General features: G+C 69.2%; 6 protein-coding genes. All 6 read right to left on the bottom strand.

Annotated elements, in window-relative coordinates:
* From WEB06_05555 to WEB06_05530, 6 genes are read right to left on the bottom strand one after another with little or no spacing between them, the layout of a single operon-like run.
* Positions 1 to 2,397 (bottom strand): FtsX-like permease family protein, encoded by a 2,397-nt coding sequence (locus WEB06_05555; protein MEX2555079.1) that lies wholly within the window; start codon positions 2,395 to 2,397, stop codon positions 1 to 3.
* Positions 2,397 to 4,835 (bottom strand): FtsX-like permease family protein, encoded by a 2,439-nt coding sequence (locus WEB06_05550; GenBank protein MEX2555078.1) that lies wholly within the window; start codon positions 4,833 to 4,835, stop codon positions 2,397 to 2,399. Before WEB06_05550 ends, WEB06_05555 begins: the two co-directional genes overlap by 1 nt.
* A gap of 1 nt (position 4,836) precedes the next feature.
* The gene (locus tag WEB06_05545) at positions 4,837 to 7,260 is read right to left on the bottom strand and encodes an FtsX-like permease family protein (protein MEX2555077.1); all 2,424 of its coding nucleotides are present in this window, start codon (positions 7,258 to 7,260) and stop codon (positions 4,837 to 4,839) included.
* A 2-nt stretch (positions 7,261 to 7,262) separates the two neighbouring features.
* Positions 7,263 to 9,722 carry an FtsX-like permease family protein gene (locus WEB06_05540; protein MEX2555076.1) on the bottom strand — a complete coding sequence of 820 codons (2,460 nt, stop codon included), beginning with the start codon at positions 9,720 to 9,722 and terminating at the stop codon, positions 7,263 to 7,265.
* Between the two features lie 31 nt (positions 9,723 to 9,753).
* Positions 9,754 to 10,506: an ABC transporter ATP-binding protein gene (locus tag WEB06_05535; protein MEX2555075.1), complete on the bottom strand. Its 753-nt coding sequence runs from the start codon at positions 10,504 to 10,506 to the stop codon at positions 9,754 to 9,756.
* Positions 10,503 to 11,801: an adenylate/guanylate cyclase domain-containing protein gene (locus tag WEB06_05530; GenBank protein MEX2555074.1), complete on the bottom strand. Its 1,299-nt coding sequence runs from the start codon at positions 11,799 to 11,801 to the stop codon at positions 10,503 to 10,505. Before WEB06_05530 ends, WEB06_05535 begins: the two co-directional genes overlap by 4 nt.
* Positions 11,802 to 12,105 lie beyond the last annotated feature (304 nt).

The following is a 12,105-nucleotide window of genomic DNA, read 5'->3' as shown; positions in this document are numbered from 1 at the left end:
TCACTCCGTCCTCAAGACGACGGCGGGAACCGTCCGCGCCGCGATGCGGGCGGGAAGCGCAGAGATTAGGTTCGCGACGATGACGGCCGCGGGAACCGTCAACGCTATCAGCGCGAGGTCCACGATCGGAGCCGCGAGGAACCCCGACGCGTTGGCGAATGCGATCCAGATCAGACGGCCGGCGATCACCCCCAGCGGGATCGAGAGCGCGAGCGTCGCCAGCGCCGTCGCCGACGCTTGCCAGGCAACCGCCCAGCGGACCTGTCTCCGGTCGAGCCCCAGTGCCTTGAGGATCGACAGGTCACGCCGCCGCCGTCGCACGGCGGTCACGAGACCGTAACCTATCGTGCCGGCCGCGAGCAGCCCGACGATGCCGGCGAGCACATGCGGCATCTGCGACACGGCGCCGAAATCTACGACGGTGCCCGGCGGTTCGGCATCCTTGATCTCCGCGTTGAAGCGCTCGCCGAGGGTTTTCGCGATGGCGGCTCGATCGGCGTCGGGGGCGAATCTGATCAGGGCGCGATCCATCGGTATCAACTCACCGAACAGCCGCCCCAGATCCTCGACCGGGATCCACACCCCGTCTCCGAGGGTCGTGCTGTCGCCTGAGAGCGGGAGAACGGTGATGCCGACGACGCGGAAAGGCGCACGGACCGTGGTGCCCTGGAATCCGACCTGGACGGTATCGCCGATCTTCGCGCGCGCGGCGGCGAGTGTCTTCCGGGCGAGCGCGATCTCGTTCGGAGCGGCGGGAGCGCGACCGTCGAGGAGGGGAGGAGCCACGGCTGCTCCGAGCTCGAGACCGAACGGTTCGACGATGACGTCGTTCACCAGCAACTGACCGCCTTCCGGACCGAAGGAAACTGAAGCGATACCGGGAAGCGCACGGAGCGCGGCCCGGTTCCGCGCGCCGGCGGCGGGGTCCGGCTCCTGGCCGTCGTTGAACGCCGGGGAGACGGCGGCCACATCCCAGTTCCATCCATACAGGCGGGGCGTGGTGGTCAGGTGATCGAGGCTGGAGCCGACGACGAGCGCGGCCGTTAGCGCGAGGACCCCGACCGCGGTCGCGCTGATCGTCGTGCGCACCGGCACTGCCGTGCGCCCGCGGCCTCGCTCGAACGCCATCCGGACGCCGACGGCGGCGGAAGGTCCGGGAACGGCTCGTGACGCGGCTCCAGCGATCCGAGCCGGCCGGTTCCACTCTTCGATCGAGCCCGGACCGGCTCCGACGACACGCGCGGCCCTCCAGGATGGTATGAGAGCGAGCGCGACCACGACGAGCACGATGGCCGCGGCGCCGATCGCTAACGGACCCCTCTGCAACAAGAAAGCCGGACTCGGGTCTGCCAGCCGCGCGCTCCCGAACGGCGCAAGCGGGGATGTTCCCGCCGCCACGAGGATCGCCGCCAGGGCTCCGGCGATCCCGATCGTGGCTGCGCGAAGGATCCCGATGGAGGACAGTTGGGCCCGCGTGAAGCCCAGCGAGCCCAACACAGGGTGCTCGGCCGACTCGACGAACGTTTGCCGAGCGATCGTTTGACCCAGCACGAGGACGGTCACGAGCGCGAGCACCCCGGCAAGGATCCACAGTGAATCCGCCTGGAGCCCGAACGAGCGGCGCGCTTCCGTCCAGCCGGCACTCTCGTTGTAGAAGACGGTTGTGCCTTCGGTCACCTTCTCGACATCCTTGCGGAAGGCGGCGTAGGACTCCGCTCCGTTCCGCAGTCGCAGCATCGAGAGCTCGACCTGGCGGACGTCGTCGAAGCGGTCGCCGTATCGGTCGAGGAACGCAGGGGTCAAGGACAGCCCCGGCTCGGCGATCGCGGCGAGGTCTCCCAGCCCAGCGGTGATCCCCGTGATACGGAACCGGACGGTCGCCGCGGGACGCGGCTCGGCGCCGAAGCCGAAGTTGGTTTGGAAATGGATCGTGTAATGATCGCCGGCATGGAGGCCGAGACGGTTCATCGCCACGACGTTCGCCACGGCCTCGTCCGCTCGATCGGGGTCGGGCAAGCGGCCTTCGACCAGTTCGGATGGAAAGATCTCGGTTCCCAACCTCGTATCGTCGGTGGCGGCGACATCCATGTTTTCGACGGTGGGAAGCAGAAACATGTGTGTTCCGTCGGCCACGGAGGGGAACGCGCGGAGGTGATCGAGATCCAGGGCACCGGCGAGCTCCGGGCCGAGCTCTTGGATCCCGAAAACGGGCACGATGAAGATGTCGGGCGGCCGTCGCTTTGCGATGCTGCGATCGACGACGGAATCGGTGCGGGTCGCTCCCGCCGCGGCTCCGACGACCGCGCCGCCGAAGGCGCCGACGAGGAGGGCGAGCCCGAGCCACGCGCGCCAGCGCCTGCGGAGCTCCGCGCGGAATCGCATCCAGACGGCGCCCATCACTCGGTCCTCAGAACGAGCGCCGGTTGCGTGCGAGCGGCGATGCGTCCCGGGATCGCCGCGACGAGGTTCGCGAGCAGGATCGCGGCCGGCATCATGAGCGCCAGCGCTGCGACGGGGACGCGCGGCGCGGGGACGACGCCGCCGCGGTCGGCGAGTGAGGTCCACGCCCATCGCCCTCCGACGACGCCGACCGGGATGCCGACCACGAGCGCAGCGACCACGAGCGTCGTGGCCTGCCATCCGACGACCGCGCGGATGTGCCCTTTGCCCAAGCCGAGTGTCTTCAGGATCGCGAGGTCGTGACGGCGACGCCGTACGGAGGAGGCGATCATGTGCGCGAGGACCGCCGAGGCGAGAGCTGCAAGAGCCACGCTGAGCGCGATCGGAAGGTTCTCGACCCGGCCGAAGTTCACCACGTCGCGGGGCGTTTCGTTCGGTGAGACCACGTCGCTCAGGCCGACGAACGCGGTCTCCTCAGCCGGGATGATGAGGTCTTCGATCCGACCGGTGAGACGGGCGATGTCGGCCCCCGGGGCGAAGCGAACCAGCATCGTGTTGGCCAGGCGATCGCTTTCGGCGAAGTTCGCCCGATTGCTGAACCAATCGAGCAGCGGCGATTCGCCGAGCTCTCCCTGGGTCAGCGCAGGGTTCACTACACGCCCCACGATGGTCATCGACCGCTCCGCGGCACCGAGCAGGGAGACGTCGACTCGATCGCCGACCTCGGCGCCGATCGTTCGGAGCGTCCTCGCTCCCAATGCGATCTCATCGGCGGCGCTCGGGCGCCGTCCGTCGACGATGGTCGGATAGGCGTCGCCGCGGATGGGAGTGACCGCATAGGCCTCGGCGGTCCGACCCTTTATCGCAACCGATCCGGTCCCGCCGTAGGACAGGGCGGCGATGCCCGGGTCCGAGCTCAGCGTCTGGGCCGGGACGCTGAAATCGGCGTCGGCGTCGAACTCGACGATCTGCAGATCCCAGGTCAGCCCGTACAGGCGCGGGGTCTGCAGGAGATGGTGGAGGCTCGCCGCCACGCAGAGCGAAGCGGCGAGCGCGGCGCCGGCGATCGAGATGCCGAATATCGTCGAACGGATCGGAAGCGAGGCCCTTCCGCTGCCCCGAGAGAGCGCCATGTGGACTCCAGCCACCGCCGGGACGGAGGCGCCGGCACGCGCGAAGGCTGCCACGGCCTTCGAGTTCGGAGCTGCCGACCCGCGGGCCTTGTCTGATGCGGCGCTGCCCGCGCTCGTCGCGCGCCACGCCGGCATCGCGCTCACCAGCAGCACCGCGATCAGCATGCCCGCGATCGCCGTCGCGATCGTGAACGCGTCGACGTGCAAGCCCGGAGACGGCTCGGCGACGCGCGCGATCCCGAGCGGAGTGAGCGGCGACAGCGCCACGGCGACGACGACGGCGACGCCCGCGGCCATCACGCCGATCACCAGCGTGCGGCCCATCGCGACGATCCATTGCTCCGGCGGCGTCATGCCAAGCGCGCCGAGCGTTCCGTTGTCATCGGAGGAAACGGCGATATGGCGCGTCAACGTCTGACCGACGATCACGAGCGACGACAGGCCGAGGATCCCCGCAAGCAGCCACATGGCCGTTGACAGGGGCGCGATCGCGTTCCGAACGCTGGCCGCGGTGTTGGCGAGCGGCTCCAGCTCGATCTCGGAGTCGGGCCCGGCGAGGCCCCGCAGCCGCCGCTCGAACGCTGGGAGGTCCTCGGCGCCGCGCTTGAGCCGGACGGAAATCGAGTCGATCGACGACTGGAACAGCCCTTGCGCCTTCGAGGCGATCCGGTAAAGAGACGGGGTCGCGTACGCGGCGATGCTGCTGCCGATGGTGATCGGCGGCAGATCGTAGGGGCCGGCCTGGATCCCGACCACGCGGAGCTCGAGCGGGGCACCGGCCGCAACGAAGGCCTCGCGATAGCGCTTCACCTCCGGCGGGTCGTCCGGCGTTTCCTTCGGGAACAATGGGATCTTGCTTCCGACGGAGATGCCGTAGCGGTCCGCGGCCGCGAAGCTTGCCGTTGCCTCGTCCGGAGCGTCCGGGTCGGCGCGCCGTCCGCTGACGATCTTGGCCTGATCGACCTGCGTCCCCAGCTTTTCATCGCGCGGGATCGCGATACCCACCGGGGTCCCGACGTCCGCCCAGAACCAGCTCAACCGAGCGACCTCGTCGACCTCGGGGAGCGCGACGACCGCATCGGGGTCGAGCTCGGTCAGTCCCACATCCGAGAATTGATAGAGGAAGACGTCGTGCGGTGACGTGGTGGCCAACATCCGCTCATATGCCGTTTGCGTCCTCCGTGCGCCGGCCGCCGCGGCCGTCACGAGCCCACCCGCCAATCCGGCGACGAGCGCGAGGCCGACCCAGGCCCGCCAGCGAGCGCGAGTCTCGGCCCGCAGCCGCATCCACACGGCGCTCATGTCACTCCGTCCTCAAGGTCTCGGCCGGCCGCGTGCGGGCGGCCACGCGGCCCGGCGCCATCGCAACGACGTTGGCGAGGAGCACGACCGCCGCCGCTCCCAAGGCGATCCATCCGAGCGGCGCGACCGGCTGAGCATCCACACCGAGCCGGTCGGATAGCAGGCTCCACGTCCACCGGCCGGCCGCGATGCCGACGGGGATCCCGACGAGGAGCGCGAGCATGACCGTCGTCATCGACTGCCACGCCACCGCCGCGCGAACCTGGCGCCGCAGGAAGCCGAGGGTCTTCAGCACTGCGAGATCGTGCCGCCGGCGACTGGCCGCCGTGAGGAGCGCGTGAACCATCGTGATCAGCGCGAGCACGGCGAGGATGCCTGCGAGGAGCATCGGCATCGAGCGGGCCCGGGCGACGTTGTCGATCGCCGCCGGCCGCGTGGGCGTCGTCCCGTCGGAGCCCAGCTCTTCCTTGATCGCCCCGCTCGCGGCTTCCGGATCCGTCCCTCGGGGAACCCGAACAGCGAAGTCCGTGAACCCTTCTGACGTCGCGATCCGCCGTTGTCCTTGCTCGGTGAAGGCCGCGCCGACATCGGGATCCTCTGACTCGCTCCAGGACACCAAACGTCCGACGACGCGGTAGGCGAGCGGACACTCGACGCCCTCGGCGCAGTCGGCTGCCGGGAAGGTCACGGTGTCCCCGATGCCGACACCCGCGGCGCGCATCGTCTTGCTCGCGAGGGCAACCTCGTCCGGTGCGTCGGGGAACGAACCGTCGAGCATCGTCGGAAAGATCGTGCCTTTCACCGATGTGATCGCGAAGGTCTCAATGTCGGAGCCGCGGAACGTCGTAGGCCGGATCTCCAGGCGCGCGAGCGAGGCGGCTTGACGAGAACCCGACAGCTTCCGCTGGAGGTCTTGTGTGAACGCCGGGTCTTCGCCGCCGAAGACGATCAGGTCCCAGTTCCAGCCGAACGTGGCCGGATTCGCGAGCATGTTCTCCATGCTGCGTCCGAAGACGAACGATGCGACTACGGCAACGATCGACAGAATGGTGCCTGCGATCACGCTGCGCACGGGGACGGCCGTCCGGCCGCGTCCGGGCTCGACGGCGAACCGCACACCGGTCACGAGAGCGGGGGATGCGCCGCCGCGCGCGAGCCGATCGATCGCGATGGACGGTCGGGTGCGGCTCGGCAGCTCCCCGGAGCGAAGCCCCGTGAGTGCGAAGCCTCGGAGCCAGGCGCGCAGTGCAACGACCGCGACGACGGCGGCGGCACCGAGCGCCATCACCGTGCCGTCGAAGAAGAGCCCGACGTCGGGCTCGACATCCCGCGCGAGGCCGACGGGGACGAGGGGTGAGAAGAGGAACATAGCGATGCAGGCGACGAGCGCCGCTGCCGCTCCCACGAGCAACGCCGGGAGAGCGACCGACGCGATGAGATGGCCTCGACTCATCCCCAGCGCCCGCAGGCTCGGCAGGTCGGCCTCTCCGTGAGCCGCCCACCGGCCGATCGCTTGTCCGAGGACCAGGGCCCCGCCGGCGCCGATCGCCAGCGCGAGCGCCCAGAGCGCCGTGCTCTGGATCCCGAGCGCCCGGTCGACCTTCGAGACCAGATCGTCCTGGGTGATGACGGAGATCGCGTCGACCCCTGCGATCGCTCGCGCCCCTGCGACGAACGGCTCGAGATCTTTGGAGCCGTTCCGCAAGCGGACGACCAGCGACTCGAGGGTGGCGTTGTCGGAGCTGTAACGCTCGTAGAAGGCGGGGGTAAGCATCAGGATCCCGGTCTGTTCCTGGAGCGAGACGTCGTGGGGGAGCAGCCAGGAGCCGACGATCGTCACCGGTACGAGTTCACCGGTCGGGGTCGGGTTCCGTCCGAAGAACAGCTCGAGCATCTCGTCGAAGGTGACCAGCTGCAGGGTGAACCGGTCGCCGACCTTCAGGCCGCGCTGCTCGAGGAACTCCGTCGTCGCCATCGCTTCCGCGGGGTTGTCCAAAGCCGCGAGACGTCCCGACAGCAGACGTGGGATCTCCAGCGTGGTGCCCACCGTTGGGTCGACTCTTGCGACGGCCGACACGTCCCACGAGAAGGGCGGTGGCGGGCCGCCCGGCCGGCCCTCTGTCGCCGGGACGAACGCGATGCGGCCGTGGTCGACGACCTCGGGCAGCGCGGCCACCGCCGCGAGGATCTCCTGGCCGGTGTCGAACGCCGCGTCGCTCGAGCCGTCGTCGCCGGTCAGCTGGACCTCCGCGTCGTACGCCTTCGATTCCGCGAGCAACCGCGGATACGACGTCGTCGTCCGCCGCGCCCCCGCCGCGGCGGTCATCGCCATCGCGGCGGTGACGCCGAGCACGAGCGCGAGGAGTACCGCGCCGCGCCAGCGGGCGCGGAGGTCGTTGCGGGCTCGCATCCAAACGGCGCTCATAGCTACTCGGTCCTCAGAACGAGAGCGGGTTTCGTGCGGGCGGCGATGCGGGCCGGAACCGCCGCGACGATGTTGCCGAGCAACAGCGCCGCAGGGATCACAACGGCCACGAGCGCGAGCGGTGCGACGGCGACCGGCACGACGGCGAAGTACGCGGCGACCAGGCCCCACCCCCACCGTCCCAGCGCGATCCCGCCGGGGATCCCGATCAGCACGGCGAGGATCGTCGTCGTGCTGACCTGCCAGGCAACCGCGGTCCGCACCTGGCCCCTGGTGAAGCCCAACGTTTTCAAGATCGCGAGCTCGCGGCGCCGGCGTCGGATGGAGGTGGTCAGAACATGCGCCAATGCCGCAGCGCCGATGACCGCGAAGATCGCCGACAACAGGATCGGCAGTCGACTCATCCTTTCTAGGGTCGCCAGGTCGGTGCGCTTGGTGCGGGGGAAGACCTCGAAGCCGGCTTCTTCGAGCGCGGCCTGAGCTTCATCCAGATCGGTCCCTTCCTCGAAGGCGACGTAACAGCATCCGGCGCGGTGGTCTGGGTTGAACGAGTTCACCGCGCCGACTGTGGCCAGCCCCCCCTCGCCAGGCTCGGTGACGGCGAAAGGCAACGGTGGGACGGCGACGACCCCGACGATCCGCGCGCGCTGCATCAGTGGCGGCGGCTCTTCACCCTCGCCTTCCTCATCGTCTTCCGCTCCCTCAGGCGGATACGCGAACTCGACCGTATCCCCGAGCTTGAGCTTGAGGCGCCGCATGGTGACGGCCCCGAGTGCGATCTCGGGGAGGTCACCGTGGAGCATGTCGGTCGGTGGGCGGCCGTCGATGATGGCGTATCCGATCTCACCATCCTCGGCGAAGGCGACGAGGAATGAGTCGGCACCGCCGACCACGATGTTCAGCGCGGTTCCGACGGCGAGGCGGTCGACGTACGGGATCTGCCGTAGCGCGGCGACGCGCTCCGCCGTGTGTTCGGGCGTCGGCTCGTTCATGTCATCGGGGAGCAGGGCGTCGTAGGTGAAGCCCGCAAGGGCGGGCTCCTCGATGAGGTTCGTCAGGCTTTCGCCGACGACCAGCGAGCCGCTAACGGCGGCGACGCCCATGGCCACGGCGAGGATCGTGGACCGCACCGGAACCGACGACCGTCCCCGGCCCGGCTCGAGCGCCATCCTGAGCCCTGCGGACGTCGCGGGGGACCGCGCGAGTCCCGAGGCAGCGCGCGCGATCAACGACCGGCGGGTGTCCTCACCGACGTCGCGCTCGAGCGCGGCGGCTCGCACGGCTCGGAGCGATGGGAGCAAGGTGATCAGGGGAATGAGAACGAAGAGCGCGCCGCATCCCAGTCCGATCACCGTCGCGTCGAGCGTCAACCCCGGTGACGGCTCGGCGGTGCGGGCCGGACCGATCGGGAACAGTGGGGAAGCGAGACCGGCAGTCACGGCTGCGATGAGGGCGGCGATCACACCGATGATCGCAGCCCTCAGGAAGCCCAACGCCACGAGTCGCGACGGCGAGAACCCGAGCGCGCGCAGGGTGGGATGGTCCGAGGAGTCGATCGTGGTCTGCCGCGCGATCGTCTGGCCGACGATGGCGACGGTCGCGACGGCGATGAGCGCGCCGACGACCAACAGGGCGACGGCGTACAGGCGCATCGTCTTCTGAACGCCGCTGCGGATCACGGGTTCGATGACCGGGATGTCGATGTTGAGCTCGCGCTCGATCGATTGCTTGAACGCCGCTGCTGCGGACGAGCCCCCCTTCAGGTGGAACCCGAGGTTGCGGATGTCCAGCGGGAGCGGCTGCGGAAGAAGGTCGCCGTAGCGCTCATACATGGCCGGGGTGCCGTAGAGGATGGAGAACAGCGTCTGCCCCACGGCTTCGAAGTCTCCCGGCGCCGCCACGACGCCCACGACCTCGACGGGGACCTCCTCGACGGGCCCGAACTCGTCGTCGAAGCCCATGCCTAGGATGATCTGGTCGCCGGTCCGGATCCCGTACCGATCGCGTACCGTGAACGGCACGACCAGTTCGTGCGGGTTCGCGCGGTCGGGGAGACGTCCTTCCAGGATCTTCGCGCGGTTGGTCACGTAGGGCACCCGGCCCGACGGGTTGCTCACGACGAACGCTTCTGGGAATCCGACGACCACTTCCTCACGCGCTCCCTTCGCCGGGATCGTGAACTGGCCGGCGAGGATGACGATCTCTTCCGCCGATGCGACGGCTGGATGCGTCTTCATCCGAAGGAAGTCCTCGTCGGATTTGTCGGTCCCACCGCCGCCGGACAGCGCGTCGAATCCGTCTTGGGCCTCAACGAAACGCGGATACGCGGTCTCGGTGCGGCGAGCGCCGGCGAGCGCGGCCATCGCGGCGCCGGACCCGATCCCGAAGATGAGCCCGAGCGCCAGCCAGGCGCGCCAGCGCGCGCGCAGCTCGACGTGGAGCCTCATCCAGACCGCGGCCACGGCGGTCTCCTCGGATCGAAGGAAGCCCGGCCTAGGCCTGCCCGCCCGGCTCCGCGGGGGGAGAGAGCAGCGTCCCGAACGAAACCTGCTGGCGTTCGCCGGACGACGCGGACTCGCCGTTCTCGATCCGGCCGTCGCGCATCTTCACGATGCGGTCGGCGTTCTCGGCGACCTTTACGTCGTGGGTGACGAGCATGATCGTCTGGCCGTCCTTGTGGAGTCGCCGGAACAGCTCCATCACCTCGACGCCGCCGGCCGAGTCCAGTGCCCCGGTCGGCTCGTCGGCGAGCACGAGCGTCGGCGAGTTCGCCAGCGCCCGCGCGATCGCGAGCCGCTGCCGCTGACCACCCGACAGCACCCCAGGCGCGTTCTTCGCCTTGTCGGCGAGCCCGAGCAGGTCCAGCAGGTCGCGCGCGCGGGTTTCCGCTTGCTTGCGCGGCATCCCGGCGATCACGGCGGGGAGCGTGACGTTCTCGAGCACGCTCATGCCCTCGAGAAGGTTGAAGAACTGGAACACGATCCCGATGTGCTTGCGGCGCATCTTCGCGAGATCGTTCTCGTCCTTCCCGGCGAGCGATTCGCCGGCGACGGAGATCTCGCCGTCGGTGGGCGTGTCGAGCCCGGCGATCAGGTTCAGCAACGTCGACTTGCCGCAACCCGACGGCCCCATGACCGCGACGAACTCGCCCGGTTCGATCTTCATGTCGACGCCTCGCAGCGCGCGAACCGGCGCGCCCTCCGCTTCGTAGTTCTTGCGCAGGTCGTGAGTCTCTACGACGCTCATGTCTGCTCCTTTCCGATGTCGCCCCGGATGCGCACGACGCGCACCGGCTTCTCGCGGCCCTTCACGCTTACCGTCTCGACATCCGCCGGCGGCATGCCCGCCGCGTTGACGGTCTCCTCGCTGGCTACGATCTCACCGGGGCCGGCGAGCGAGTTCAGGCGCTGCGCGACGTTGACCGCGTCACCGACCACCGTGTACTCGAGCTTCGCGCCCCCGACCGCGCCGGCCATCGCCTTGCCCGTGTTCACGCCGATGCCGACCCCGAAGGGCGGATTGCCCTCGGTCGACCACTTGCTGTTGAGCTCGACCTGGCGCGCGATCATCGCCTGCGCGCAGTCGACCGCCTTGCGCGCGTGGTCGGCGAGCGCTACCGGCGCGCCGAACACCGCCATGACGGCGTCCCCGATGAACTTGTCCACGATGCCGTCGTGCGCCATCACCAGCTCGCTCATCGCCGTCAGGTGCTCGTTGAGCAGCGCGCCGAGCGTTGCGACTTCGGTGATCTCGGAGAGCGTCGTGAACCCGCGGATGTCGGTGAACACGACCGAGACCTCGACGTTGGTCGGCTTGAGCGACGCCTCGGTCACGATGGACTTCGCGACCTGCGGCGAGAGGTACTGGGAAAGCGCCACCGTGTTCCGCTCCTTCTGCACGAGGACGGTGTGCAGCTTCCGCAGCTCCGATATGGCGACCTCGACTCCGCGGCTCGCCGCCTCGGCCAGCTTCGCCAGCACGCGGCTCACCTCGTGGTCGACGGCGGTCGGGGGGATCCCCAGCCGCACGGCCATCTCGTCGTAGGAGCATCCCGTGTTCATCAGATTCAGAAGCTCTTGCTCGTGGGGTGACAAGCCCGCGGCGCCGGCCTCACGATGTACCAGCGCGTCGACGACCTTCGGATCCATGACGGAGCCGCCGCGCGATACCTCGCGCACCGCGTGGATCAGATGCTCCGGCTCGGCGATCCGTTCTTTGAGCAAGTACGCGAGCCCGGCGGATCCGTCCTTGAATAGCGCCAGGGCGTACTCCGGGTCGTCGTGGCTCGAGAGCACGACGACCCCCGTCTCGGGGTGCTCGGCACGAACCTGCAAAGCGAGCTCGATGCCCTCGAGGCGGAACCCCGGGGGCATCCGGATGTCGGTGATGACGGCGTCGGGGGAGAGCTCGGCGACCAGCTTTGCCGCCTCGACCGCGTCGGCCGCGGCCCCGACGACCTCGATCTCACCGGTCGAGGCGAGGAGCATCTTCGTCCCCTCCCTGACCAGCAGGTTGTCCTCTGCAAGGACGACGCGCAGCATCGTTGAGCAGCCCTTTCTCTCTTTTCCGGCCGAGCCTAACATCGGCGCCCAGCGCAAGGAGGTGCATCTGCGCCACCTTCGGTGAAGGAGGGCACCCCACTCGGAGCGGGCGCTCGCACCCCTTAAAGCGGCCCTAGGAGTTGGCGATCATCTTCCGGAGCACGGCCGGCAAGATGCCGCCTTCGCGGAAGTAGTGGAGCTCCGTGGGCGTGTCGATCCGTGCCCGGGCTTGGAAGCGCCGCTCGGATCCGTCCTCGGCCCGGGCGACGACCGTCAAGGTTGCGCCAGGCGTGACCGTCGAGAC

Source organism: Actinomycetota bacterium (assembly GCA_040905475.1).
Taxonomy (GTDB): domain Bacteria; phylum Actinomycetota; class AC-67; order AC-67; family AC-67; genus DATFGK01.
The sequence above is the reverse complement of the archived record's forward strand: the minus strand, read 5'-3'. Positions and strand labels throughout refer to the sequence as shown.